This window comes from Pseudomonas fluorescens (genome assembly GCF_001902145.1).
GTDB lineage: Bacteria > Pseudomonadota > Gammaproteobacteria > Pseudomonadales > Pseudomonadaceae > Aquipseudomonas > Aquipseudomonas fluorescens_BV.
Genome location: NZ_MRST01000017.1, coordinates 1 through 26,458, shown reverse-complemented (window position 1 = coordinate 26,458; position 26,458 = coordinate 1). Strand labels below are relative to the sequence as shown.

General features: G+C 59.5%; 25 protein-coding genes. 8 read left to right on the top strand and 17 right to left on the bottom strand.

All coding sequences use genetic code 11. The features are described 5' to 3' along the window. Positions 1 to 2: 2 nt before the first annotated feature. The 15 genes from BUE92_RS04270 to tssA form a co-directional block, all read right to left on the bottom strand. On the bottom strand, positions 3 to 845 hold the full coding sequence (locus BUE92_RS04270) for a serine/threonine-protein kinase (protein ID WP_073522085.1): 843 nt from the start codon (positions 843 to 845) through the stop codon (positions 3 to 5). Further along, positions 842 to 1,600 carry a PP2C family protein-serine/threonine phosphatase gene (locus tag BUE92_RS04265; protein WP_073522083.1) on the bottom strand — a complete coding sequence of 253 codons (759 nt, stop codon included), beginning with the start codon at positions 1,598 to 1,600 and terminating at the stop codon, positions 842 to 844. The genes BUE92_RS04270 and BUE92_RS04265 overlap by 4 nt, the downstream gene beginning before the upstream one ends. After that, positions 1,567 to 4,914, bottom strand: a complete 3,348-nt coding sequence (gene tssM / locus BUE92_RS04260) for a type VI secretion system membrane subunit TssM (protein WP_073522080.1) — start codon at positions 4,912 to 4,914, stop codon at positions 1,567 to 1,569. The genes BUE92_RS04265 and tssM overlap by 34 nt, the downstream gene beginning before the upstream one ends. Positions 4,915 to 4,929: 15 nt before the next feature. Next, complete coding sequence (icmH, locus tag BUE92_RS04255; RefSeq protein WP_073522078.1) at positions 4,930 to 5,790, bottom strand: type IVB secretion system protein IcmH/DotU; 861 nt, start codon at positions 5,788 to 5,790, stop codon at positions 4,930 to 4,932. A 5-nt stretch (positions 5,791 to 5,795) separates the two neighbouring features. Next, positions 5,796 to 7,124, bottom strand: coding sequence for a type VI secretion system baseplate subunit TssK (tssK, locus tag BUE92_RS04250; RefSeq protein WP_073522075.1), 1,329 nt, complete (start codon positions 7,122 to 7,124; stop codon positions 5,796 to 5,798). A gap of 1 nt (position 7,125) precedes the next feature. After that, complete coding sequence (gene tssJ, locus BUE92_RS04245; RefSeq protein ID WP_073522072.1) at positions 7,126 to 7,611, bottom strand: type VI secretion system lipoprotein TssJ; 486 nt, start codon at positions 7,609 to 7,611, stop codon at positions 7,126 to 7,128. Between the two features lie 5 nt (positions 7,612 to 7,616). Then, positions 7,617 to 8,810, bottom strand: a complete 1,194-nt coding sequence (tagH, locus tag BUE92_RS04240; RefSeq protein ID WP_073522070.1) for a type VI secretion system-associated FHA domain protein TagH — start codon at positions 8,808 to 8,810, stop codon at positions 7,617 to 7,619. Between the two features lie 10 nt (positions 8,811 to 8,820). Continuing rightward, the gene (locus BUE92_RS28705; RefSeq protein WP_034126102.1) at positions 8,821 to 8,952 is read right to left on the bottom strand and encodes a hypothetical protein; all 132 of its coding nucleotides are present in this window, start codon (positions 8,950 to 8,952) and stop codon (positions 8,821 to 8,823) included. 35 nt (positions 8,953 to 8,987) lie between these two features. Continuing rightward, a complete protein-coding gene (locus BUE92_RS04230) occupies positions 8,988 to 10,517 on the bottom strand; it encodes a sigma-54-dependent Fis family transcriptional regulator (RefSeq protein WP_073522068.1) in 1,530 nt (509 codons plus the stop codon). A gap of 83 nt (positions 10,518 to 10,600) precedes the next feature. Then, on the bottom strand, positions 10,601 to 11,626 hold the full coding sequence (gene tssG / locus BUE92_RS04225) for a type VI secretion system baseplate subunit TssG (protein ID WP_073522066.1): 1,026 nt from the start codon (positions 11,624 to 11,626) through the stop codon (positions 10,601 to 10,603). Then, positions 11,590 to 13,377, bottom strand: a complete 1,788-nt coding sequence (gene tssF / locus BUE92_RS04220) for a type VI secretion system baseplate subunit TssF (protein WP_073522062.1) — start codon at positions 13,375 to 13,377, stop codon at positions 11,590 to 11,592. Before tssF ends, tssG begins: the two co-directional genes overlap by 37 nt. Further along, positions 13,367 to 13,768 (bottom strand): type VI secretion system baseplate subunit TssE, encoded by a 402-nt coding sequence (gene tssE / locus BUE92_RS04215; protein WP_073522294.1) that lies wholly within the window; start codon positions 13,766 to 13,768, stop codon positions 13,367 to 13,369. The genes tssF and tssE overlap by 11 nt, the downstream gene beginning before the upstream one ends. 14 nt (positions 13,769 to 13,782) lie before the next feature. After that, positions 13,783 to 15,261 (bottom strand): type VI secretion system contractile sheath large subunit, encoded by a 1,479-nt coding sequence (gene tssC, locus BUE92_RS04210; protein WP_073522059.1) that lies wholly within the window; start codon positions 15,259 to 15,261, stop codon positions 13,783 to 13,785. A 15-nt stretch (positions 15,262 to 15,276) separates the two neighbouring features. After that, entirely contained in the window at positions 15,277 to 15,786 is a 510-nt protein-coding gene (gene tssB, locus BUE92_RS04205; RefSeq protein WP_073522057.1) for a type VI secretion system contractile sheath small subunit, read from the bottom strand. Between the two features lie 25 nt (positions 15,787 to 15,811). Then, the gene (tssA, locus tag BUE92_RS04200; protein ID WP_073522055.1) at positions 15,812 to 17,353 is read right to left on the bottom strand and encodes a type VI secretion system protein TssA; all 1,542 of its coding nucleotides are present in this window, start codon (positions 17,351 to 17,353) and stop codon (positions 15,812 to 15,814) included. 469 nt (positions 17,354 to 17,822) lie between these two features. Here tssA and BUE92_RS04195 point away from each other — a divergent pair, with 469 nt between their 5' ends. Both BUE92_RS04195 and BUE92_RS04190 read left to right on the top strand, forming a co-directional pair. Further along, positions 17,823 to 18,341 (top strand): Hcp family type VI secretion system effector, encoded by a 519-nt coding sequence (locus BUE92_RS04195; protein ID WP_073522053.1) that lies wholly within the window; start codon positions 17,823 to 17,825, stop codon positions 18,339 to 18,341. Between the two features lie 241 nt (positions 18,342 to 18,582). Next, on the top strand, positions 18,583 to 19,071 hold the full coding sequence (locus BUE92_RS04190; RefSeq protein WP_073522051.1) for an HIT family protein: 489 nt from the start codon (positions 18,583 to 18,585) through the stop codon (positions 19,069 to 19,071). Here the strand turns inward: BUE92_RS04190 and BUE92_RS04185 are convergent. Continuing rightward, a complete protein-coding gene (locus BUE92_RS04185) occupies positions 19,055 to 19,537 on the bottom strand; it encodes a GNAT family N-acetyltransferase (protein ID WP_073522049.1) in 483 nt (160 codons plus the stop codon). The genes BUE92_RS04190 and BUE92_RS04185 overlap by 17 nt on opposite strands. A 176-nt stretch (positions 19,538 to 19,713) precedes the next feature. Here BUE92_RS04185 and BUE92_RS04180 point away from each other — a divergent pair, with 176 nt between their 5' ends. Next, positions 19,714 to 20,049, top strand: coding sequence for a hypothetical protein (locus BUE92_RS04180; RefSeq protein ID WP_044273082.1), 336 nt, complete (start codon positions 19,714 to 19,716; stop codon positions 20,047 to 20,049). On the opposite strand, the gene BUE92_RS04175 is transcribed toward BUE92_RS04180, so the two are convergent. Beyond that, complete coding sequence (locus BUE92_RS04175) at positions 20,039 to 21,652, bottom strand: ATP-binding response regulator (protein ID WP_073522047.1); 1,614 nt, start codon at positions 21,650 to 21,652, stop codon at positions 20,039 to 20,041. The two genes, BUE92_RS04180 and BUE92_RS04175, sit on opposite strands and share 11 nt — an antisense overlap. A gap of 181 nt (positions 21,653 to 21,833) precedes the next feature. Here BUE92_RS04175 and BUE92_RS04170 point away from each other — a divergent pair, with 181 nt between their 5' ends. The 5 genes from BUE92_RS04170 (at position 21,834) to argE (ending at position 26,221) form a co-directional block, all read left to right on the top strand. Further along, positions 21,834 to 22,436: a LuxR C-terminal-related transcriptional regulator gene (locus BUE92_RS04170; protein WP_073522045.1), complete on the top strand. Its 603-nt coding sequence runs from the start codon at positions 21,834 to 21,836 to the stop codon at positions 22,434 to 22,436. 189 nt (positions 22,437 to 22,625) lie between these two features. After that, entirely contained in the window at positions 22,626 to 23,957 is a 1,332-nt protein-coding gene (locus BUE92_RS04165; protein ID WP_371915180.1) for a flavin-containing monooxygenase, read from the top strand. Positions 23,958 to 23,979: 22 nt separating this feature from the next. Then, positions 23,980 to 24,390, top strand: coding sequence for a RidA family protein (locus BUE92_RS04160; RefSeq protein ID WP_014718154.1), 411 nt, complete (start codon positions 23,980 to 23,982; stop codon positions 24,388 to 24,390). An 11-nt stretch (positions 24,391 to 24,401) separates the two neighbouring features. Beyond that, positions 24,402 to 25,079 (top strand): DUF1028 domain-containing protein, encoded by a 678-nt coding sequence (locus tag BUE92_RS04155; protein ID WP_034126115.1) that lies wholly within the window; start codon positions 24,402 to 24,404, stop codon positions 25,077 to 25,079. Then, positions 25,076 to 26,221: an acetylornithine deacetylase gene (gene argE / locus BUE92_RS04150; protein ID WP_073522040.1), complete on the top strand. Its 1,146-nt coding sequence runs from the start codon at positions 25,076 to 25,078 to the stop codon at positions 26,219 to 26,221. The genes BUE92_RS04155 and argE overlap by 4 nt, the downstream gene beginning before the upstream one ends. Positions 26,222 to 26,458 lie beyond the last annotated feature (237 nt).

Below are 26,458 nucleotides of genomic sequence, written 5' to 3'. Positions count from 1 at the left end.
CCCTACAAGCGCCAGCGTGGCCGGTTGCGCCTCATGACTTGGCGCAACTCGGCGACCGTTATGCTTCGGTGCTGCGGGTCCACCGCCAACGCAGCCTGTAATGCCGCCCAGCAATGCCTGGGCAACTGCGCAGGCCGGGACAGTCGGTCCATTGCGCAGCGTTCGCCAACGCGCTTGCCATGGGCCAGTTCGTACAGGATGCAGGCCATACCGTACAAGTCGGCGGCCGCGGTCAACGCCCCGCCGGCCAACAGTTCCGGGGCTGCGTAGGCAGGTGTCCAGGCATTGAAACGACTGCGGCTGACACTCGGCAAACCCACCCCAGCCTGCCCGGCGGCATGGCCCAGCCCAAAGTCGAACAAGCGCACGCCCTCCTCGCCCACCATGACATTGGCTGGTTTGAGGTCACCGTGCAGCACGTTTTGCTGGTGGGTGTAGACCAAGGCATCCAGCAACTGCACGGCGATGGGTTGCAGTTCACGCCAGGGCAACCCATAAGGGCATTCCAGAAGGAGACGGTCCAGGGTCAGCCCCTGCAACAACTCCATGGTGAAGAACGCGACCTGGCTGTGTGTGTCGACTTCGAACGAGAACGTCCGTACCACGTGGTCGTGCCGAAGGCTGCGGGTCAACGCAAACTCGTTGTACAACAACACATGCGCATCGGGACATTGGGAAATGGATTCGTCCACCAGCTTGAGCGCCACGTTCGAACAGCGCTCGCCTAATTGCTCGTGCAACAGGTCGCGCGCGCGATACACCACGCCCATGCCACCTCTGCCCAAGACATGCTCAAGGTGATAACGCCCAACCAGCAGACGCAAGGCTTGTGGCGACGCGTTCAAGGCTGCACGACAACCGCGGTCAGGTCATCGCGTACCGGCCTGCGCAACGCCCCTGCGAATAGTCGCTCCACTGCCTGCTGGGGGGTTTGCATACTCAACGCCCGTCCCAGGTCCACATGGCTGAGGGCCTGGTATAAGCCATCACTGCATAATAAAAATACATCCCCTGGGCGGGTACTGAGTTCCAATGCCTCAAGGTGCAATCGCGAACGCGCGCCCACGGCTCGGGTCAAGGCTCTGGCATCAGGATAGGCCTGGGCTTGTGCGACACTGAGATGACGTTCGTCCATAAGCCGCTGCAGCAACGAATGGTCCTTCGACAATTGGTAGAGACTCTGCCCGCGCCATAGATAGCAGCGACTGTCTCCCGCCCAGAGACAAGCCGCCCGGCCTTTCTCCAGCAGCAGTGCAACTACGGTACTGCCCATCGTCGCGTCACCAGGTGCGCCAGGTTCTGTCCATGCACGCCTCAACCCTTGGTTGACGTCTTGCAAACAGCTGCGAACGGCCTGGATACGCTGATCAAGGTTGCCCTGAGCCGACACGGCAGCCAACTGGCTGACCACCCATTGGCTGGCGACATCCCCGTTGCGATACCCGCCCATGCCGTCCGCAACCGCCCAGCAACTGCGGCGCGGGTCGTCCAGAAATGCATCCTCGTTGCGCAGCCGCGCCTGCCCCTGCTGCGTACGACCCGCGCTGCGCCAGGGGGCTGCCACCTTCACAGTTGCTCCGGCAAGCGAAAGGTGCGCCATGTATCTACATCAAACGGGACAGGCGTGCGTTGGCTGGTCAGCAGGTAATTGACGCGCAGGCCGGCGAGGTCCGCCTTGAAAACCTGAGCATTTTGCCCACTGGCGGGCTCTCTCTGCAGTTGATCCAGGAACCGGAACAGTGACCAAGCCCCGGTGTTCTTCTCGATTCCCAAGGGTCGCTGCTCGGTGCCTTTCTCCAGGACCAGACTGCTGCGCCCATTGTCTGCATCGGTGGGCCAACGGAACGCCACGGGTACGATGGGACCGTGGCGATACTCCAATTGCTGGTCACCCACGCGCAGAATCGCACGACTGATCGATGGGTCCAGGCTGTAGGGCGCCACGGTAAACCGCACAGACAACTCCTCCGTGTCCTCGGTAAAAAAACCGCGGCGTATGGCCTGGGTTTTTGTCAATTGCTCCAACAGCGAACGCGAAACCGGCAAGCTCTGGCCATCCAGCCCACGCAATCGGTAGCGAGCGCCGTCGACACTGATAAAAGGCCGCAGGTAGTTCTCATAAAAGCGCGCCATCACCCCTCGTGGCTTGAAGAACTCCTGAAAATCATGAAGGGCTACGTCATTGCTCGCGTTGGCATGGAACGGGTAACGTCGGCCAATTGCCTTGGCGTAAAGGCTACGTACATCGCTCTGATAGCGTTGGTTGACATGCACGTAGGCCTGCTCCAGCAAATGCCGCCAACTGTCGTCGGCCAGGCCCTCAAGCCAGCCGGCAACGGGTAGCGGCAGACGCGCAGCGGCATCACGCAGATTACCCAGGACATCCTGCTGCCCCTCCATACGCTGCCTGGCACGCAGGAAGGCTGCCTGCTCGGGTACGCTGTCACGGTTCAGTGCCGTCAGTTGCAAGTGCAGTTCATCCAACTGACGCAAAGCCTGGGTCAACTCTGCTCCAGGGTTGTGCTGCTCATCCAGCAATTGATGCAAAGGCTCGAATCGTTGTTGCAACGCTCGCCGCGCAGCATCAGGAAAAGCCACTGGCCCAGCCACCAGCGCCGCCTTGGCCATGTCTCCAGAATGTTGCACTACTTTATCGAGCAGCTCATGACCTGGCAGCAAACGCGTGTTTTCACGCAGCTGTTGCAACAACCGAATCAAAGGGGACTGGGCCGAAGTCAGGCTCATGAGCTGCTCGGCGTCCTGGCGCAGGCTGTCGGTCTCTTGCAGCGAGATACGGCCGAGAACATCGCTCCAGGCATCGGCATATTCACTGAAATAGCGCTGCTGCAATTGCGCCATCAGCCGACTCAAATCTTGATGGCCCAAGTCGGTACCCCCACCAAGCACCCAGTTATCCCGGGCAATGGTGTCAACCAACCGTGGGCCCTGCGTCTCAAAGTACTGCACATACCTTTTGGTATAGAAACCCGGTACGGAGGGGGCGATGCCAGCGAATACATTGCCCTCGGCCAAGCGCAAGGGTTCCAGGTCGCGGGCTTGTTCGCGCAGTACCCGATACACCACGTCGACCAACGACTCGCCCCTCAGTGCTTCGCGAGCCTGAGCCACCCGTTCCTCGTTGAGCGGCCCGACAAACGGTCGTTCAAGCAGCCGCGCCAAGTGATCATTCAGGCGCTTCTGTGTCGACATGTCCCCGGCAAAACGCTCCGACCAAAGGCTCGCCATATGTTGTGCCAGCCAAGCAGTTTCACGGCGCTCGCGCAAGTTGAGCATCAAATACGCGCGCAGATTGTCCAACAGCCGTTCCCGATCTCCCAGGCTGGCATATACCTGCTCGTCCAGTTGGACGGTTATCCAACGCAGCAATTGCTGGTGCAGTGCCTGCTCATAGGCGTGTTCGACACTGGGCCGACTCAGCTCGCCCTGATACAGCCCAACGTGCTCGACCAGGCGCACATCTGCCGACCTGGGAAAAACCCGGGTCGCCGCCAGCCGCGCGTCCAACAGTGCCAACAGCGCCGTGCTGTCATCGCTGGCTTGCGAGCCAAGCGGCGGGAGTGCTACCAGTACCGCCAATTGCGCCAGTCGTTGATGGTTGACGGCATAACTGTGCCACCACAGCCCGCCGACACCGCCAATAACCAAGGCTACGGCCATCGCCTGTAGCCCCTGGCGCCAACGGATTCGCTGCTGTTCTTCGGTCTGCAAGCCCGCAAGGTCGGCTTCGGCAAAGATTGCCTGGCTGAACAGGCCCTGCACAAATCGCGGGTGCCGGCCGTCGGCGCAGGTCAAGAAGACCCCTCGCAGGCCATTGATGGGTTGGTAGCGATGAGAGGAAAACGCCATGTCAACGAACAGATTCACGCGCTCACCTATTCGTGCCACCTGCTGGGTAAACCCCAGCATCTGCCCCCGGCGCTCGACATTGCGCTCCTGGTGCAATCGCCCAATCAGCTCACTGTTCAAGCGCTGTAACAATTGCTCGACCGCCCGGCGAACCTGCGTAGTGTCAGTATCGTCGACGTGGGCGTCCAAGCGCTGCCCAAGCAAGCTGTCGGCACTCTCTGCGTGGGGTAGGTCGAAGAACTCAGCGAATCCCGACAACCGATCGGCCTGGGTCAAAACCAGGTAGATCGGCACATCCACATGCAACGTCTGCTGGACCTCCTGCAAACGGGAGTGCACACGGCGTGCGTGATGATCCAGGTCGTACTCGTTGATGCTCAACAACGTGTCGACCGACAGCGTCACCACCACACCATTCAGCGGACGCACTCGGCGCCGCCATCTGAGCAGATTGAGCAGGGTTGCCCAACCTGCGGCATCCACTGAGCTGTCAGGCTGGGTAAGGTAGCGCCCCGGCGTGTCGACGAGTACGCCTGCGGCGGCGAAGTACCAATCACAATGAGCGCTACTGCCCATTGGCCGCCTTTGGGCAGGGTCGAGCGCCAACGACAAGCCGGCGGCGGCCAGTAACTGCGTTTTGCCACTGCCCGGCTCGCCAATCAAAAGGTACCAGGGCAGATCATGGCGCCACCTTGCGTTATGCACGCCATAATGGTTGGATTTTTTCAGCAGCTGCACGGCGTTTTTGAATCGAACGCTTACCTGACGGCGCTCATCCTCGACCCACTTCAACGGCTGCTGACGCGGGGGCCTTTGGCGCCTGGTAGCACTACCAGTATCCGTAAGCGCTATCACCAGCCCCCACAGCAAAAACACGATACAGATGGTGAGCAGGCGAGCAGTCGTCCCCTGCCAGATACGATAGTCATCCACTGCCAACAGCGGCCCTAAAAACCACACGAGTGCCGCACACGAAAGCGCCAGCAGAAGGCTCCAAACCCAAACCCTGCCCAGCACGGCGCCCATCCTCTTGAAGAATGCGCTCATTCATTGCTCCAGCGTTTACAAGGGCGTACGAATCAGGTCCGACGCCGAGAATTGAAGGGGTTGCAGTGCATTCAATCGCTCCTTGCTCAGTACCCAGGCAAATCCTGTATACAGAGCCAACAAACAGGTCAGGGTGAATGCGACACACCAGGTGACGGGAATGACACGGATCCGCTTGTGCAGGTCCTTCCCCTGTATGGCAGGCAGTAGCGGCGCCTTCAGAGGCTCCCCACGTACATGCCTGATCTGGCGATACAAGGCATCACGAACAGCCTCAAGTTGTGACGCGCCCCGCTCCATGACCCGGTATTTGCCCTCGAACCCCAAAGACAGGCACAGGTACAAAAGCTCCAGCATCGCCAGGTGCTTGACGGGGTCGCGCGACAGCCGCTCCAGCAGTTGGAAAACCTTTTCGCCTCCGAAGGTTTCGTTATGAAAGCGGCTCAACAGGCTCTTTTTCGACCATTCGCTCTGCGCCCCCCACGGAGTTATCAAGACCGCCTCATCAATCACACTGCACAACACATAACGCGCCGATATTATCTGGCTGCTTTCCACGCCGCCCTGCAAAGCGTGGGTTTCAAATTGATTGACAGCCAACGACAACCGATCGTTGAGCGTGTCCCAGCTTTCACGGCCAGAGCAGCGCCTGAGCCCAACAACCTCGGACAATACCGCCCAGGCCGCGTCGACTATAGGGTTGAGCCCAACCTGGAAACTTTGCGTCTCGAGCCTGAGGCCGGCGTAGATCATGCGATCTTCCAGTTGCTCATAACGCGGCGGCGACGGGAAGTCCGTTAATGGTCCTTGGGCGGGCCCATGACTTTCCCGGTCGAGCAAGACGGTTTTTTCATCTTGAGTGCATTCACTTTCCATGGCATTCAATTCCTGATGGCCCAGAAGTCAAGTTCAAGCCCGGCGAACTCACCTCCTACGTGGAAAGCGAAACCACCTGACTGCTCCAGTTGTGCGATATCACGGGCGCTCATATCGAGCATGAAGTAGGTCTTGCCGGCATGAAATGGAATCTGTCGCGGCGCCACTGGCAACGGCTTGACCTTGATACCGGCCAAGTGCAGGTTGACCAATTCACGTATGCGCTCAACCGGCGCGACTTTCAGGTGTGCCGGCAGACGCTGGCGCAGTTCCTGCGCCTCACACTGCGCAGTGGCCGCCAAAATGAAGGTGGCCGTGCCAAGCAATTTCAACTCGCTGACTGGGCATACCAGGACACCATATTGGCGCGGCTGCAAAGCCAACTTTATCGCCTGTTGCTCCAACACCACAGACAGCGCCAGGCGCACCTGCTCCATCAGCCCACGAAAACTGGCGCCCTGATCACCGTGTTGGTAATGAACATTCAACTGCGCACGCTTACTGTCACTGGCGAACGTTGATAACTCACCGAGCAGCGACACCAGCGCGCGGAACACTGCTTCGGGTCGCACCCGGGCCTGGCTCAGGCAGTGGCGCAGCTCCAGCTCGGTGCGATTGATTACTTGCAGCATCAGGAAGTCAGCGATTTGTGTGCCTGCGGTCGTGCTCTCGCCACGAATACGTGCAGCGATGGCATCGCCCCTGCTGACAAGCAGGCCGATCACCTCCTTGAGGCACGACGCCACGTACCCATGCTCCTGTACGAAAATGAACGTAGGGATGAACGCTGTATCCAGGTTCACTCCCCCCTCGTCGGTGGCGTCCAGTACCTGGGCAATCTTGAGTTTGACGAAGTGCTCGTCATGCGGTTGTTCGCCCAACAGAAGACGTAAGTCGGGACGTGCGCAGTTGATCCGGCAACGCGTATCCACACCCGCATTGGCATCTCCCACTTCCACTTCGCAGCTGACGTAGCGTGCCAGCACATCACTCTGCCCAGGCTGGCGAACTTCAAGGTGACTGCCACTGGCCAGTGGGAGCGCCAGGAAAACGCCTTGTCTGCCCGTGTCGGTTGGTACCTGCAACACCAGAGGTTCCATACCGGCGCTCAGCTCAAACAGGCTACCGTCCGGCAAAACGCCGCTGGCCTGGTTGACCACCAGCTTGCCCAGCTTGAGGTACTGCAAATTGAGTTCCAGCGTGAGCAAGCCCCAGGTATCACTGCCCAACAAGCGCGTCTGGGTGAGTTGCTGGTGATAATAACGGTCGTTGTGCTGCAAGTGCTGTGGCCGCAACAGCATGCCTTCTTGCCAGATAACTTTCTGAGCCTGCATGTCACTGCGCCTCCAGGCCGGCGAGTGAGCCGGCAACGCGGATACCGGTCTGATCCAATACCAGATCGGCACGGTTACGTTGTTGCACGGTCAGTGGGATCAGCAGCCGCCACTGGACATTGGGCAGGTCTCGATAAGCCGCCAGCACCCCCACGAAACGACTGTCAGGTCCGATACGAAGCTTGAGCCCCAGGCGGTCCCCAGGGCGCAATTCAAGTTCATCGCTGTTTACCCAGTCCTTGGACAGCGCCTGCTGCGCATTGCCATACAGACTGAAGAAGTCGGCATGTTCAAAAGCGGCGCCCTGGCGCAGCTCAATCAACTGCACCACAACTGGCGAGGGGCGGCCATGCAGATCCGGGTTGACGAGTTCACTGGCGGTCAGCGCGATGTCTAGCTTGGTCAGCTTAGAAAAAGGCGAGACGGCGCTGCAACCCGCCAATAGCCCGAACATGAGCAACAGCAAAGCAAGGGTGACTCGGTACATGAGCATTATCCTGGAAAATCAATGTGCAGGCTGGAGATCAGGCGCACCTGCTCCTCATAGGCCTTGGCGAAGTCGCCCCCCAAAGGACAATCATTCAATCGCTCTTGCGCCACCAGACGCTGGTAATGACGCTGGTATGCGCGCCAATGCCCACCATCCGAGAAAAACCCGACCGATTTGCCCGAGGACTCGAAGCATCCCAACAGATAGCTGGGCTCAAAGGCCGCACGGTAGTTGCGCAAGGTGCTTCGACAGGCGGCCAACAGCGCGATCTGATGCGCTTGCAGTTCCCGGTGAGCCTGGGCAATAGCCCGTACAGCGGGCATCTGGCCTAACACACTTATATCCAGCATCGCCGCTAACGCAGCATCGGTGTCGCTACACGCTTTCAAGGGATTAAGGCCCACACCATGGCTGCCGAACGGCGCTGTATCCAATTCGTTATTCAATTCGTCACGGGTGCGCAAACTTTGTTGCAACCCTTCGATCGTCAGGCGAAATAAGCGCGCCACCTTGATCACCAGTGCTTGCCGACACGGTTGATCGAGCGTCTTCGGGTCCAGGCCCAAGGCTGCTGCAAATTGTGGCCAGAACTCTTCATCAGTCGGCACAGTCATCGCTGCCTGTACCGTGGCAACCTCTACCGCGGGTTCTTCCCGACGTGGGAAGACCACGTGCTCCCGGTCAGCCCCGTAGCGATCCGTCCACACTTGCGGCTCATCGGCGAACTCGTTCAATGCCTCCAGATCCTGCGAAAAGGCATGCATACGGCAATCAACGTCCAACTGATGTGAAGGGCCCAGCGAGAGGAAGGCGTCTTCAGGGATCGTTACTGCCGAGGAGGCCTGCAGGCCGCCAGCAGGTTGCGGTGGCTCCAGCAAGCGCGCACGTATCGTCAACGCTCCCAGCTCGAACACTTCGCCATCACTGATCAATCGCGCCTGCCCCTTGCGCAGGCGCTCATGACTGCCTGCCACCCTGATTCCGTTGCGGCTGATATCCGTGAGGAAATAGCGGCCCTCGCGGTAAGCGACCAGTCCATGGTGGCTGGAGAGCACGCGGCTGGCGTCAGGTATTACCCAATCACATTCCGAGCCGCGGCCGATCACGCCACCACTCACGTCAAACACTTTGCGGACCAGGGGCACGTCCTTTTCGCTCTCGGGCGCACAGATCTCAAACACAAGCTGCATCTTCATGACCCTCCATTCAGCGGCCACGAGTGATCGCCTGTGGGTCGCCCACAGGATGGTACTCAGCGTCATCGAACACATAGTTGGCGTTACAGCCCCCCAGCAAAAACAGTACAAGCACGACGATGTGCCATGGACGATCAGGCATCGGCTTTCTCCCATAGTGAAAATCAGGTGCGTCATTCAGCGCTCTTCCCTGGCATCGCCAAAGGGAATGTTCAAGCGGGCAAGACGGTAGAGCAGCGTACGCCGGGCAACCCCTAGCTCTCGTGCCGTGCGGGTGCGATTACCGCGATTCTTGTGCAGGCAATCGAGCAGGAACGTGCGCTCCACTCGCTCCATGCGCTGGCGCAGGGTCGCTTCATCGGTAGCGGCTGGCATCAGTGTCATCGGCAGCGCCAGATGCTCCGGTCGGATCACGCTGTCGTCACACAACAGCACGGCGCGCTCCACCAGGCATTTGAGCTCGCGTATGTTGCCGGGGAAGCTGTGGCTGGAAAGTTGATCAAGGGCGGTATTCGACCAATCGACAGGCGACCTTTTCAGCGCTTCGCAAACCTTGTCCGTGAAATAGCGCGCCAGTTGCTGTACATCGCCGTCTCGCTCGCGCAGGGCCGGTAAAGTGATGGGAAACTGAGCAAGCCGATAATAGAGATCCTCGCGAAAGCGCCCCTCGGCAACCATCGCCGCGAGGTCGCGATGGGTGGCAGCAATGATGCGGACATCAACCTTATGGGCTGCACTGGTACCCAGTGGGCGAACCTCGCCCTCCTGCAGTACCCGCAGCAACTTGGCTTGCAGTGACAGCGGCATATCGCCGATCTCATCCAACAGCAACGTACCGCCATGCGCAGCGTCGAACAGTCCCGCGTGATTGCGCTCGGCGCCAGTGAACGCGCCTTTTCGGTAGCCGAACAGTTCGCTTTCAAGCAACCCCTCCGGGAACGCTGCGCAGTTCTGCACGACAAAGGCCTTGGCCTTGCGCGGCCCGGCGGCATGGATGGCACGGGCCACCACTTCCTTGCCAGTGCCGGTCTCACCGTGCAGCAGCACGGTATAAGGCGTGTGCAGCACTTTACTGATCAGCCGGCACGCCTGCTCCATTGCCGCACTGGTGCCAATCAAGCCATATGTTCCAGCCAACGGTTTGTCGCATCTGCGCTTTGTGCCAACGATGGGCTGGATATCGCGCAGTGCGAGTAACTGATTCACGGCGAAGCTGCCCAAGTGCCCCAAGGATGAGGCGTAGCCTCGCAACTGGGCCGACTGTTGGCGGGCGAAGACCAGCACACCGGTCATACATTTGCATCGGCTGAGCAGCGGCACGATCAATAGCGCACGCCAGGGTATCGCCATTGCCGGCAGGAAGCGGGTGTCGTACCCACTGTCTTGCACATCCTCAAGACTCAGGACAGAGCCCTGGTTCAAGGTGTCGTGCAGCAGCCCTTGGTGGGACTGATCGGGACACGCAGGCGCAACGGAGAGCGATGGTATCTGGGCCATATGTTGAGCGATCAGTTCAAGCCGGCCGGTCACTTCGTCTAGCAGATACAATTGGCTGAGCTCACACTGGCTCAGCCGTGCCGCCCCGGTAACGCATCCTTCAAGTAACGAATGTTCATCGCGCTCGAACCCCAAGCGTGTGAAACAGGCAGACAGCGCGTCGACATAAACCAGCGGGTCGGCCTCTTTACCAAGCAGGTTATCGGTCATGGGCTGCACTCGTCGAAACACGCCAGGGCCAGCACTGTGTCGGTCTTGCCGACAGCGCGCCGATCAGTTGGTGCAAGTGCGCATTAATCATGGTCATTAATCCCTGATGAATTGTGGGTCAGCGTGACCACGCCATCGGCCTGTTCATGCGCCAGCCAAGTGGTCCAGCCCAGGCGGCAAACCGTGTTCTCGCCAATATGCAAGGCCTTGATCTGACCCTGCGCCAACATCAGGCGCAGGTCGTAGTCCAACGGGTCCCGCAGGGTCAGGCGCACCAGCGAACGCAGTGGTTGGTAGGCACTTCCGGTGGGCAGGAAATCGTGGAAACGCTCCCAGCACAGCGCCCGGACATGCACCCTGAACTTGCCACTGCGGTCAGCGATGCGGTGCCCCAGGACCAAGTCCTCGCCAAGAGCACTATTGGCCCGCCCCAGATCATTGCGCTGCATCTGGCAGACCTCGACCGTACGTGCAACCCATTGCTCTAGAAACAACGCCTCGTGCATGAAGTAGTAACGCAGGACCGACTCGATCAACGCCGCCGAATGCACCCGTGAACTCAGCAAGCCAAGGTACGGCAGCAGGCGCTTGCAATCGACTTGGCAAACGCCCCGGATCGCGGCTGCGCCCAGCCCCATCAAGGCAAACATTTGCTCGGAAAACCTATCGTTGGCACCTGCCTGGAAACACGCCCGATAGCGGTATTTGCGCCAGATCGGCAGCATCAGCCGGTGCAGCCGATGGTGGAACAGGTCGAGGAAATCTCGAGTCGGGTTGCCACCCGAGCGCTCAGCGAATGCCTGCTCACCATAGAACGCGGGCAGTGGTGACCCCGCACCGAATAACCCCAACACATTCAGACGCAGGCGTGCGCGCAATTGGCCCTGTTCCCTAAAGAACTCCACCCGGTCAATATCGTGCGCGGCAAACCCGAGACCAGGGTTGGCCTGGAATTCCAACTGGTCGTACAGCGCGTCGTCATCTAAAAGCGGATGGGCCTCGCGCAAACGCTCTGTAACCTGCAGAACCGCCTGAAATAACGTGTACTCACGGATAACGCGACAAAGTTGAGTCAGAGCAGGGGTTGCTGTCCCATCTGGGATGGCCATAGATACACGTCTCCTTGTGTGCTGATGACCCGCAACTCGTGATACGAATTGAGGCTGGCATAAAGCGCAAAAAACTCATTTAGAACGCAAGCGAATACAAACAGGTCGCCCTGACCAACAAAGCCCTGGGAATCGACCGTCAGGTCGATCCGCACGCCTCGGATGGGCAGCCCGCGGTGCAGGCGGTCCACTGGCTCTTGGCGGATGGAGCGCAAGGCGCCCAGTCTTTTCTGGCTGACCTTCAGCGCCTGGCGATCGTAATAACGCGGCAAATCGTAGGCCTCCAGAATCACTTTCAAGGCATTGATATCGGTCAACGACAAATAGTTGAGCGACATGTTGCTGATGAGCTTCCACAGAAAGTCCTGGTCCACTGGTGGTGCGAAGCTCGCCGTTGGCGCGGTGATGTTGCGGAACGTCAACGACTCCGGCGTCTGCTCACCGGGTTGATTGATATCACCCGCACGCAGTTGGCGTGGCAGGTTGCAATTAGTACAGGTCAGTTCGACCGACAAGGTTTCATGGCCCCGTTCGCGGCGGTTGCCAAACCCCATCCAGGTATCGAGCCCGGCATGTTGAATCGACGAGCGTTGGCGAATGCTATAACTGGGCGGTGCCGCCAGGGGCTCAGTCTCGCAGTCATGCTCAAACGACTCGAACGGCACGTAGGTTTGATAGCCCAAGCCACCGGGGCGCCAACCGGTGACCTGATCCACGGAAAAGACGCTGGCATTACCCGGCGTATATTCCCCGGGCACCAAGAGGTACTCATCCTGCTTTCCATCCAGGCGAATAGGAATCGCATCCTGCTTGAACAGGTTGACGATGGGCGTGCAGTACAACTTTATGTTGTCCAGGGTGGGACGCTGGGGGGCACGGCCCTGAGTTCGATGTTCAAAGCGCATCACCATGCCATGCGCCTGCCGGAGCAGCTCGTGAGACAGCGTGTGCAGCACACTCAGACCTTCGACGTCGACAAACAGGTACTTCTCGGGAAAAGCAAAGTACTCCTGCAGGTGTCGATAACCCCCCAGGGTATTCTGCGGATAAGGGATCAACGCCTGCTCCCTTGAGAACCCCACCGGCCGGACCTGGTCAGCAGCGAGCCGTAGCATCACGGGCTTGCCATCGCTGGCGATGATCGGCATACCGTCGTGATCCAGTAGCAGCAGGCAGATCCCATCGAGATGACGCAACAGGTTCAGATACAGGCCCTGACTGACATAGGGGTCTCCGGCCAGGTGCAAGCGCAGTGAATCAAATGCCAACTCGCTGAAGTTACCTGCGACACTCATGCTCAGGTGCAAATCCAGACGGGCCCCTTCGCCCTGGCTCCTGTATTCCAGGCCGCTGAGTTGCAGGGGCATGACATCGGTGGCGTAGCATGTGCGGAACCGGCAACGCTCGCCGTGGACGGTGGCGCTTTCCACCGTGGTGTCCCGACCCACACGAACACGGGGACCAGCGCGTTTCAACGGGTCGAATTGCAGGATGCTGAAGGCCGGTATAGGCCGCATGTAATGAGGCCAGAGCAAATGCATCAACGAATGCGTCAACTCCGGCAGTTCGTCATCCAGCTTCTGGCGCAGGCGCGCGGTCAAAAAGGCAAAGCCCTCCAACAAGCGTTCGACATCCGGGTCCTGGCCAGCCTCGGCGAGAAACGGCGCCAGGGCGGGATTGCGCTCTGAAAAACGCCTGCCCAGTTGGCGCAGAGCACTGAGTTCGCTTTGAAAATATCGGTCAAGCGTCATCGGTAAAAACCTCAACCCGCCCGGCATCCGTGAGGCGGACGTGGAACACCACGGGCTGCAGGATGCCGTCAATGGCCCGCTCAGCCTCGATGGCAAACGCCAATTCCAAGGATTCACGCGCACCCGGCAACAGCCTGACACGTGCATTCGTCAACCGCGGTTCATAGGCCTGGATAAAGCGCTCTATATGTAGACGCGACTGGCTCAAAGACTCATGCAAGCTAAGCCGCATGTCATTGAGGTCCGGCAGCCCATAATCAGGCAGTGTCTTGACACTGCCCGCGCGAGTGCTGAGCATTTTCCCCAGATGGGCAGCAATGGACGCCGCCCCGCCCTCCGGGGGCGACGCACCGCATTCCAGGCGTTCGAAAAGGCTGCTGTGCTCTGGCATGCCGTAGCCTCTGCTCATTCTTTATCCAGCTTACCGACCAGGGACAAAGTGAAATCTGCCCCCATGTACTTGAAATGCGGGCGCACAGTCAGGTTGACCCGGTACCAGCCAGGTTCGCCATCGACATCACTGACGACAATGCGTGCAGCTCGCAACGGGCGCCGCCCACGTACTTCGGCACTAGGGTTTTCCTGGTCCGCCACGTACTGGCGAATCCACTTGTTGAGTTCCAACTCCAGGTCTGTGCGCTCTTTCCATGCGCCCAACTGCTCGCGCTGCAGCACTTTGAGGTAGTGCGCCAGGCGGTTGACTACCATCATGTAAGGCAACTGGGTGCCCAGCCGGTAATTCAGCTCTGCGGCCCTGCCCTCCTCACTGATGCCAAAGGATTTGGGCTTCTGCACGGAGCTGGCGGAAAAGAACGCCGCGTTATCGCTGCCTTTGCGCATGGTCAAGGCGATGAAACCTTCTTGTGCCAACTCGTATTCGCGTCGGTCCGATACCAGCACCTCGGTAGGAATCTTGGTTTCGATCTCGCCCATGCTCTGGAAGTGATGCAGCGGAAGGTCCTCGACCGTTCCGCCGCTTTGCGGGCCGATAATGTTCGGGCACCAGCGAAATCGCGCGAAGCTGTCGGTCAGGCGGGTGGCAAAGGCATAGGCGGTATTGCCCCACAAGTAATGCTCGTGGCTATTAACCACATTCTCCTGGTAGGCAAAGGTCTTGACTGGGTACTCAAGGGGGTCATACGGGGTACGCAATAGAAAGCGCGGTACCGTAAGGCCGATATAACGGGCGTCTTCGCTCTGCCGGAAACTTTGCCACTTGGCAAATTGCGGACCTTCGAAATGATCTCGCAGATCCTTGAGGTCAGGCAGCCCGGTGAAACTTTCCAAACCGAAGAAACCGGGCCCGGCAGCGGCGATAAAAGGCGCATGGGCCATGCTGGCGACGCTGGATGCGTACTGCAGCAGCTTCACGTCAGGTGCGTTGGGCGAGAGAAAGTAGTTGGCAATGATTGCGCCCACCGGCTGTCCGCCGAACTGGCCGTATTCAGCGCTGTAGACATGTTTGTAAAGCCCGGACTGGGTGATCTCCGATGAGTCTTCGAAATCGTCCAGAAGGTCCTGGCGCGAGACATTCAAGAGCTCGATCTTGATGTTCTCGCGAAAATTGGTGCGCTCGACCAGCAACTGCAAGCCTCGCCAGGAAGCCTCCAGTGCCTGGAAGTCCGGATGGTGCAGGATTTCATCCATTTGCTGGCTGAGCTTGGTATCGATCTCGGCAATCATGCGGTCGACCAGGTGTTTCTTTACCGGCTCATCACAGTTGTGTGGCTTGAGCAGCTCTGCAATGAACGCCGACACGCCGCGCTTGGCGATGCCATAAGCCTCGTCGTCGGCGCTGAGCAAGGTCTGGGCAATGATGTTATCGAGGATGCTGCAGGTTTCGGTGGTTTGTACGATTTTCGAGCTGTGTTCAATCGTGTTCATGGTGTCAGTGTCCCTTTACTGAAACGGCAATGCTTGAGGGCTGTCCAGCCCCAGTTCGGCCAGGACTCGAGCGCGGGAATCGTCATTGGCCAATGCCTGCTCGATAGCCTTGCGAAAGTTCGGTGTGTTACCCAGCGGCCCCTTGAGCGCCACCAAGGCTTCACGCAATGCCATCAGCTTTTGCAACGCAGGGATCTGCTCGACCAGATTTGCGGGGTTGAAGTCCCTCATGGCGTTGATCTGCACCTGGATCGGCAACTCCTCCACATCAGCGGTATCCTGCAGGCGATTGGTTACGCTCAGCGTCAGGCTCAAGGCTTGCTTGGCCAACACCTCGTCAAAGGTGTGCTTGTCGATACCGATGGGCTTGCGCTCTTCGAGTTTGCGTGGGTCCGCACGCTGGGAAAAATCTCCCAGCACCAGCAGCTTCAACGGCAGCTCGACTTCTTCCTGGGCCCCACCGACGGCGGGTTTGAAAGTAATATTGATACGTTCCTTGGGGGCTACCGAACCGTCTTTGGCCATGGTGCTTTTCCTTTTTGATGAGGCGCTATTCAAGTACTGCTTCAAGATCGAAATGGCACAACCTGCGATACAGTGCGTCTTTGCAGTCGCATATGGGCTGGGTTTGTGGCAACAGCTCATAGCAGCGGTACAGAAGCTTGCCGACTTGCAAGGTCAGCACCGGCTCCCAACTTTCCAGACCTGTGCGCTGTAATTGAAGGTCGAGTTCTTCCAGCTGAAGCCTGGCCAGCTCATGCTTGCCAGCCGCCACGCACAACCTGGCCAGCGCCAGGCGCCAATGAAAGCGCGCTCGATCACCGCACGCCGCCTGCAGCCCTTGCTTGAGTACGGCCACTGCTGCCTTGAGGCCGTCCTTTCGCAGGCAAGGCATCACCGCTTGCAATGCGATCTCCCAGGGCTGCGTGTCACTGTCGGTGACAACATGGGAGGGCTCGGGCTTGTGCACGTGACGCATCACATGCAGCGCGATCCACTCACCTGTCGCAGGGTCGGCAAAGGGGGTGCCGTCGTTGAACCGATATTCAGGCAGGTGCGGCAGGCGCTGCAGCAGCAGAGCCAAATGCATCTCCAGTTCAGTCATGGCCAGGTTTGCATGCAAGGCGTCCAGGCACTCCCAGACCATGCGCAAACCATCCAACCAGAACAACGCACCCGCCAGGCTTACCTCAAGCTCAGGCAACAGATCGGCGTGATGGCCTTGGCTGAGACGCTCTTGATAGCGCTTGCGCTTGTCCGCGACCAACGGGCGCAACGCCGTTACTCGCTCACTGTTGGCGTCGGGATAATTGACGAGCATCAACCACGCCAGGGTTCGACCCAGGCGCAAGGCACGCAGGTCGGTTGCGTCCTGGCGCAACCACCAGGCACATAACGGGCGGGCCTGCTCCTGTAAAGTGCGCAGCAGTCTGTGCGCGTCTTTTTCGTTGTTGATCGGTTGCCCGGGACTCAGCAACTGGGTCGTCTGCTTGACCTGGGCAATGACGTTCGCGACACCGCCAGGTTCGGATACACCCTGCGCCAAGCGCTCCGACAATTGCCGGCGAATCGGCAGCAGCAAAGGTGCATCGCTTCCAAGTTGTTCGCCCCATAGCTGGTCGAGACATGCCAGGTGTTCCAACAGCGCCTGGAATAAAGGCCGTTGATCGCTGAGCGACGGGTTGAGTGCAAACGCTTGCTCAAGGCGCGACACCAGCCAGCCAAACGCCGCAGCTCGGGTTCGTAGCTTGCCAGGGTAAACCTGCTCCCAATGGAGTTCACACAGGTCACGCAGCAAACCGAGACCGGCCAGCAATCCGGCAAATGAATCACGTTGATACAGGGCCCAGACCAACCAGACGGCGACGCGTAGATCCTTGGAGTGATCACGCAGCAAATGCTCGCTGATTTCGCTGACCTTCTGCCAATCCGGCTGGCCCGCAACATGGATAGACTGGGCTTTGCCAAGCTCGGCCTCCAGCGCTTCAAACTCGCTCGAAAAACGCACGTCACTACCAACAAAACTGCTTGAGCAACATGCTTTCCGTGCAAGCTTGCGGTAATGAACATAAAGTTCTTCTGAATAAGCCATTTTGAGTTGCACACATCCGTCCGAGGTAAATAGGAGGACTTAACGCCATTGTCGAAACGCCCTTGAACTTCCATTCAAAACTCATCGAAGTGAGTGAACCTTAGCCACGACGAAAACAATCAGCAAGTAACGGAACGGAACTTAAGAAACGTCCTACACACCCAACAAATAAAGGAATGCGCAACTATTTGCGCACCTCTTCATCGGAAAAAACCACGCTTTATCTCCGACAGCCGCGCATTTACAACTTATAGGGCATGAGCAACTAAGTGCGCGCAGGCGTGAAACTAATAGCGCTGAAATCCACCTACCGCTCGACAATAAGCTCTGAACAAACGAACACAGAGCCGCCTTGGTCTTTATTTCATTGGCTTTCATACTTTCAGGCACGCTTCTTGTTATAGGCCTCTGCCCCTTCAGCGCTTTTGCTGTTCGGCAATACCTACTCAATCAGGCAAGGAAACCCGTCATGCCAACACCCGCGTATCTCTCCATCACCGGTGTCAAACAAGGTTTGATTACGGCAGGCACATTTACTCAGGACTCGGTAGGCAGCATTTATCAGGAAGGTCATGAGGACCAGATACTGGTACAAGCATTTGCTCACCAGGTGATCATTCCTCGCGACCCGCAATCCGGCCAGCCAACCGGTCAGCGCGTGCACAAACCGCTGATGATCAGCAAGGTTTTCGATAAATCCTCACCCTTGCTGTTCAGCGCCCTGACTACCGGCGAAGAAGTGTCCTGCCGGCTGGAATGGCTGCGCAACTCTTCCTCCGGGACCCTGGAGCACTACTTCACCATTGAACTGGAAGGCGCGACCATCGTGGACATCCAATCGCGCATGCCCAACTGCCAGGCCCCCGAAAACGCCCACTTCACCCATCTGGAGGACGTGCACTTCAGCTATCGCAAGATCATCTGGACTCACGAGGTCGCCGGGACGTCCGGTTCGGACGACTGGCGCAGTCCAGTGGCCGGCGGCTAAGCAGGGCGATAGGGCCCCGCTAACGAGGTGCCGAGTAGCCGGTAGTGGGGCAAGAGCGTTTTGCTTGATTTGCCGCTTTTGCAAAGTGAGCCGCCGTCATTGCGGAACCCTAGGTGGCCGTTACTTGAATAACGGATATGTACGCGGTCTGATCTGACATCCGGTCGGCTATCAGGCCGCCTTCGCGAGCAAGCCGGCAGTTTTGTTATCCTGGCGCTCCAGCCCACTCGGACGCGCGCGTATGCACATCGACCCGGCCTTCATCCTTCACCAGACCGAGCACTGGCAGCTCAACCACCACCTGGCGTCGAAGCTGCCGGGCTACCTGATGCTTGGCGCCAAGGTGCCGGTTGACTCCCTCGCCGACATGCCAGAAGCCGCGCTGGCCGAAATGGGCGGTTTGCTCGCCAACATCCAACGAGTGATGCAAGCCCAGCTCCAGCCGAAGTGGCTATATATCAGCCGCTACGGACATATGCCGGGTTTCCCGCTGCACTTTCACTTCATTCCTGTCTATGACTGGGTGGAGCGAGCGTTCTGGCAGGACGAACGCTACCGCTCGCTGTACGCTTTCGGTACGCAGCCCCTCGCCCCCCTGACCGATGGCGCTGAACTGACCCTGTTTGTATGGCGCGAGTTTGGCGAGAGCCTCACCCCGCCGCAGGTTCAAGGGCCAGGGGTGGTGCAGGTGATCGAGCAATTGCGCACTGCATTCAAGCGGGACTCCTAACCCGCAGCCGCTTCACCATCGGCACACACGCCAGCACCAACCCGGACGGAGAGCGATACACCGCCTGCTCATCGCCTACATACCCGCACGCTCTATAAAAACTTACCGCGTTCAATGTCGCATCCAGCACAACCTGTTCAATCGCTTGCTGGCGTGCCACGCCTTCCAGATGAGCAAGCATTGCCTTGCCAATGCCTTGCCCCATGTAAGCGGGCAATACAAACAAGGCCCCTATTTCACCGTCGGCAAGATCGAGCATACCGGTGACGACAGGCTCGTCATTCAGCCAGCCCATGTAGAACTGTTTTTCCATCAACACGCTGTAGCCATCGCTGGCGCGACCTCGGGTCCAGAGCGCCATTTGCTCAGCGCTGTAGGCGCCAATGCATTGACCCCGAATGGCCTCGCGTCGAATGTCGAACGCACGCTCGGCGTCATCCGGCGTGGCACGTTTTATCTCCAGCATCGCAAACTCCTTCCATGACCTCAAACTGCCACTAGCCCATTTGTGCTAATCGACCCCACCCCACGGCGGCGCTATATTGCGCGGCACTTCCAACGTTCTCACCCACACCGCGCACTCAGTGCGCGCGGGTTCTTTGCGCGTTGGAAAAACCAAAACAACCCCAAGGAAGAAGCACCATGAAACTCCACTCCCCTGTCACTCGCCTTGCCCTGCTGGGCGCCTTGATCATCGGCGTCGCCGGTTGCAGCAATATCAAGCCCACCGAAGATCATCTCAAGAAGCTTTCGGAAACCAATCTGGGCGAGCCGGTAAAACGTATCTCCAATGTGCGCAGCGACTCCATGACCACCTACTACGTCGCTAACACAGCCTCCGGCGAGTACAACTGCTCCGTGCCCAGCGGTGCGAGCGGCGGCGCGTTCGCGATTGCCAGCTTCGGCCTGATGAAGCCCGCGGCCTACTGCATGCCCAAGGGCGCCAAAGGCAATGGGTTGACGCCGTTCATGCAGTAATTTTTTCCTGACTGAGCTCACGCAGGGTGCCACGCAGTTCCGCAGGGCGTACCGGTTTGGACAGGATAGCGATCTGACGATCTTGCAACGCGGCCTGGATTTTCTCCACATCGTGCCCGGTGAGGATCAGCGCGGGCACCGCCCAGCCACGTTGCTCGCGTAGCTGGTCGATGCATTCAATGCCGGTGGCATGGTTGCCCAGGTCGTAATCGGCAACGATGATGTCGCAGTCGCTGACCAAGCCCTGCCCTGTGGACTCGGCCTGCACCTCGCACCCCCAGCGCTCGAGCAAGGCTTGGGTGGCGAGCAGCACGTTGTAGTCATCCTCCACCAGGCACACTTTCAGACCGCTGAGCAGACCGGCCTGGCGAGCATCGTCACGCACTACCGGTTGACGCGGCGCGGTGGCCAAGGCCAGGCCATGCAGACTCACTGAGGTGCCATGGCCCAGCCGCGAACGCAGGCTCACCTGCAACCCCATCAACTGCCCCAGGCGCTTGACGATGGACAGCCCGAGGCCCACGCCTTCAACGTCCTTGTCACGCAGTTGGCGCACGCGATAAAACTCTTCGAAGACCTTTGACAGATGTTCCCTGGCAATGCCCCGCCCCTGGTCGTGCACCTCCACCACCAAGCCGTTATCGCGAACGCGCACACCGATCAGCACTGGTCGTTGCGCGCCGTATTTGAAGCAATTGGAGAGCAGGTTCTGCACCATCGTTGCCAACATGGCCGGGTCGACCAGCACCCAGTGAGCGCAGGCGCGCAAGCGCAACTCCACCCCAGCCCAGCGCGCGGCCTCGGCGTTCTGGCGCACCAGGTCGGCGAGAAAGTCACCCAGGTGAATCACTTGGTATTTGGGCAACAGGCGTCCGTTGTCGAGGGTGTAAAGGTCGAGAATCGAACGGAACAATTGCGACACGTTAAGCAAAGAGCGGTCGATATTGTCTACCAGGCGCTGTTCGTCCTCCCCCAAGCGGGCTTCGCGCAAGCAGGCAGTGAACAGGCCGATGGAGTGGATCGGCTGGCGCAGGTCATGGCTGGCCTGGGCGAGAAAGCGCGACTTTTCCAGGTTGGCGGCGATGGCTTGCTCGGAAGCCTTGCGTGTGCGCTCCAACAGGATATGGGCGTACACCGGGATCACCGTGCTGGTGATCATCAGCATCAGCATCATGAAGGGTTGCGCCTGCCACAGCGGCGTGAGCTGGTACACGATCAACAGCGCCAGCAACGCCAACCCCGTCGCAATTGCCAGGTAGCGCGAACCATAGCGCATGCCGTTGCCCAGGTTCACCCAGACCATCACCGCATACAGCGGCAATGCCGCCTCACCGCCCACCACCAGGCCGAACGAAGTGCCTGTGTAATCGTGGATCATGCCGAAGATCCGCCGCGCCGGATAATGCCCGGGCCAGCGTGCGATCACCTGGCGCAACACGATGGATGCCAGCAGGAACACGAAGATATACAGGATCACCGGCAGGTAGGTGTCCAGCGACTGCCCAGGCAGGAAACCCAGTAGGCTTATATACACAATGGCGATGGTGGCCACCACGATGCGCAGGTTAGCCTGATCGAGTTCGGAGCTGGTCTCGGGACTCATAGTCATATCCTTGACATCTCATCTGTAGGAGCGAGCTTGCTCGCCAAAAACGTCAGCGACAACGCGTTTGACCTGGAAGTACGCGGTGCCTGGGCGTGCTTCGCGAGCAAGCTCGCTCCTGCGCCGACGGTAAATAAAGTAGCATGCCTCGACACAACCTGGCCCCAGGAAGGAGCTCACCATGACTGGCCGGATCATCATCGCCGACGACCACCCCATGTTTCGCGAAGGCATGGCGCGCACCGTGCAACGCCTGCTGCCCGACGCCCAAGTGCAAGAGGCCGGCGACCTGGCCACGGTGAATACGCTGCTGCGCGAGGCGGGCGAGGTCGATACCCTGATCCTCGATTTGCGTTTTCCCGGCCTGACCTGCATCAGCCAACTGGCCGAACTGCGCCAGCAACTGCGACGCACCACCTTGGTGGTGGTGTCGATGGTGGACGCCCCTGCGCTGATCGAACAGGTCATGGCCTTGGGCGTCGACGGTTTTATCGGCAAGAACATCGCCCCGGACGAGATCGGCCAGGCGCTGCTGGCGATACGCGCCGGCGAAGTGCTGGTCAAGTTCGCGCCGTCGGGCCTGCTGCCGCTGGACACTCATACCCTTACCACCCGCCAGCAGGAAGTGCTGCGCCTGATTGCCCAGGGCAAGACCAACAAGGAAATCGCCAAGGCCCTGGATATCTCGCCGTTTACCGTGCGCATCCATGTGTCGTCCCTGCTGCGCAGCCTGAAGGTACCGTCGCGGGCGGCGGCGGCGGTGAAGTACTCCGGAGAGCTCTAAGCTGTTTGTGGGAGCGAGCTTGCTCGGGAAAAAACCACAGGCGCCGCGTTCATTCAGAAAACACGCATTATCGTTGACGTTTTTCGCGAGCAAGCTCGCTCCTACAGCCCCCTCTGCATCCGATATTTATGCTCAATTCCCAACTTAATAATATTTTATTAATCATCGCCCGCCCCCTAACTTGACGTCATGCCCAAGCTGAATCCAACTGCATTACGCAAGGACAGACACATGACTCAAGCAATAACAAAAACAGACACGCTGGTAGTGGGCGCAGGTCAGGCTGGCGTGGCCATGAGCGAGCATTTGAGCAAGCAAGGCGTGCCGCACCTGGTGCTGGAGCGCAGCCGTATCGCCGAGCGCTGGCGCACCGGGCGCTGGGACTCGTTGGTCGCCAACGGCCCGGCCTGGCATGACCGCTTCCCCGGTCTGGAATTCGACGACGTCCCTGCCGATGGCTTCGCGCCAAAAGAGCGTGTCGCCGATTACTTTGAAGCTTACGCACGCAAATTCAATGCGCCGATCCGCACTGGCGTGGACGTGACGTCAGTGGTACGTAACATCGGCCGCCCCGGCTTCACCGTGCACACCAGTGAAGGTGTGTTCGAAGCCAACCGCGTGGTCGCCGCCACCGGGCCATTCCAGAAGCCCGTGATTCCAGGCATAGCGCCTACAGGCACGGCACTGCACCAGATCCACTCCGCCGACTATCGCAACCCTGGGCAACTGCCGGCGGGCGCCGTATTAGTGGTGGGCGCCGGTTCTTCCGGCGTACAAATCGCCGATGAACTGCAGCGCGCCGGTCGCCAGGTCTACCTGTCGGTAGGCGCCCATGACCGTCCGCCCCGCGCCTATCGCAACCGGGATTTCTGCTGGTGGCTGGGGGTGTTGGGCGAGTGGGACCAGGCGGCGATGAAGCCTGGCCGTGAACACGTGACCATTGCTGTGAGCGGCGCCCACGGCGGCAAGACCATCGACTTCCGTGAGCTGGCCCAGCAAGGCATGACCCTGGTTGGCCTGACCCAAGCCTTCGACGGCACGGTGGCGACGTTCCAACCCAACCTGGTGGAAAACCTGGCACGCGGTGATGAGAACTACCTGGCCCTGCTGGACGCGGCCGACGCCTATATCGAACGCAATGGTCTCGACCTGCCCCAGGAGCCCGAAGCACGTCGCGTGTTTCCCGACGCTGAATGCATCAAGCAACCAATCCTGACGCTGGACCTGGCCGAAGCGGGCATCACCTCGATCATCTGGGCCACCGGGTTTGCCGTGGACTACAGCTGGCTACAGGTGGACGCTTTCGACGCCGCCGGCAAGCCGCAACACCAACGCGGTGTATCCAGCGAAGCCGGCATCTACTTCCTCGGTTTGCCGTGGCAGTCGCGGCGTGGCTCGTCGTTTATCTGGGGAGTGTGGCACGACGCCAAATACGTAGCCGACCATATCGCTATCCAGCGTCAGTACCTCGAGTACCGCGAAGCTGCGCCGGTTGCCCGCCAGACCCCTGTCAGCGCCTGATCACTTTTCCTGGAGTTTTTTGATGCCTACTCACACTCGCATCCGCATGTTCAACACCAAAGAAACCTATCCCAACCAGAGCCTGGATAACGACCTGTGCCAGGCCGTGCGCGCCGGCAACACCGTGTATGTACGCGGCCAGGTGGGCACTGATTTCGATGGCAACCTGGTGGGCCTCGGCGACCCTCGGGCCCAGGCCGAACAGGCGATGAAAAACGTCAAGCAACTGCTCGAAGAAGCCGGCAGCGACCTCAGCCACATCGTCAAAACCACCACCTACTTGATCGACCCACGCTACCGCGAGCCGGTGTATCAGGAAGTGGGCAAGTGGCTCAAGGGTGTATTCCCGATTTCCACCGGGCTGGTGGTCTCGGCCCTGGGCCAGCCGCAGTGGCTGATGGAAATTGATGTGATCGCGGTTATTCCAGAGTAAGGAGGCTAGCCATGACCTTTTCAATCGTTGGCCGCTGCGCGGAAACCGGCCAGTTGGGCGTTGCCATCAGCTCATCAAGTATCGCCGTAGGCGCTCGCTGCCCATGGCTGCGGCCCGGCGTGGGCGCGGTATCGACCCAGAACATCACCTTGCCGGCCCTCGGCCCAGACGTGCTCGACGGGCTGGAACAGGGCCTGGCCCCAACCGATGCCGTCGACAAAGCACTCACCCGCAACGGCTACAGCCAGTATCGGCAACTGACGGCGATCGACCACCTGGGCCGCAGCGTGCATTTCAGCGGCAGCCAGACCCTGGGTACCCATCACGCGGTATCGGGCGAGCAATGCGTGGCGGCGGGCAATATGCTCGCCGACCGTGAAGTCATCACCGCGATGGTCTCGGCTTTCGAACAGGGCGAAGGCCAGCTCGCAGACCGGTTGCTGGCAGCGATGCATGCCGCCATCGCCGCCGGTGGCGAAGCCGGCCCGGTGCATTCCGCCGCGCTGGTGGTGGTGGGCGAGTTGACTTGGCCGATCATCAACTTGCGCGTGGATTGGGCCGACGAAGCGCCGATTGGCGAATTGCAAAAACTCTGGGACGCCTACCGCCCACAGGTACAGGACTATATCGATCGCGCCCTCGCCCCCGACCGCTCCCCCGGCTACGGCGTGGCCGGAGACGAGCGATGAGCCGCAGCCGCGACCTGCTGGAAACGCTGGTGGGCTTCGACACCACCAGCCGCGAGTCCAACCTGCAGTTGATCGAGTTTGTGCGCGATTACCTGGCCGGGTTTGGCATCGCCAGCGAGTTGGTCTACAACGCGCAACGCAACAAGGCCAACCTGTTTGCCAGCGTCGGCCCGGTTGAGCTGCCAGGTATCGTGCTGTCGGGGCATACCGACGTGGTGCCAGTGGATGGGCAACCCTGGACCCTGCCGCCGTTCACGTTGACCGAGCGTGACGGCAAGCTGTTCGGGCGCGGCACCGCCGACATGAAGGGGTATATCGCATGCGTGCTGGCGTTGGTACCCGAACTGGTCAAAACACCGTTGCGCCTGCCGGTGCATATCGCCCTGTCCTACGATGAAGAAGTCGGATGCCTGGGCGTACGCTCATTGCTCGCTGTTTTGGAACAGCGCCCAGTGAAACCCATGCTGTGCATCATCGGCGAACCGACCGAACTCAAACCGGTGTTGGGTCATAAGGGCAAGTTGGCGATGCGCTGCGACATACAGGGCCAAGCATGTCATTCGGCGTATGCGCCTTCGGGGGTGAATGCGATTGAACATGCCGCCGATCTGATCTGCGAACTCGGGCGTATCGGCCAGCGGTTGCGTTCGCACCAGGACCCACGTTTCAACCCACCTTTTAGCACGGTACAGACCGGCCTGATCAGTGGCGGCAAGGCATTGAACATCGTCCCGGCCGATTGTCGCTTTGACTTTGAAGTACGCGCCCTGCCCGCCACGGACCCCGCTGAAGTCGCTCAAGAACTGCAAGCGTACGCCATGCAGCAGGTACTGCCGCGTATGCAGGCGGTCAGCAAGCAGAGCTCCATTCGGTTCACAGAGCTGTCAGCCTACCCGGGGCTGGTCACGGATGAGCACAGCCAGGCGGCGCAGCTGATTGCGGCGTTTTGCGGCTCGCAAGCGTTCGGCACCGTAGCGTTTGGCACCGAAGGCGGGCTGTTTGATGCGGCGGGCATTCCCACCGTGGTATGCGGGCCCGGGAGCATGGAGCAGGGGCATAAGCCGGATGAGTTCGTGAGCGTAGCGCAGTTGGCGGGATGTGATGCCATGTTGGGGCGCATGCTGGACTCGATCAGCATCTGAGCCAAACACGGTCTTACCAAGACAATGCAAAATCCTGTGCTCCCTGATACCTGCAACTGCGTCGCAGCCAACGGTAACCACGATGCGAAGCGAGCCGCTCTTGATCTTGCCCCCCGGTGTCAGGGTAGTTGTCGTGTCCCCCGCTTTTTGAAAAGCATTCCGGGGGCGGCAAGAGTATGGTCATGCCTTTCTACTCAGAAGAACGTAAAGCTGCGCTGCTGAAAATGATGCTTCCGC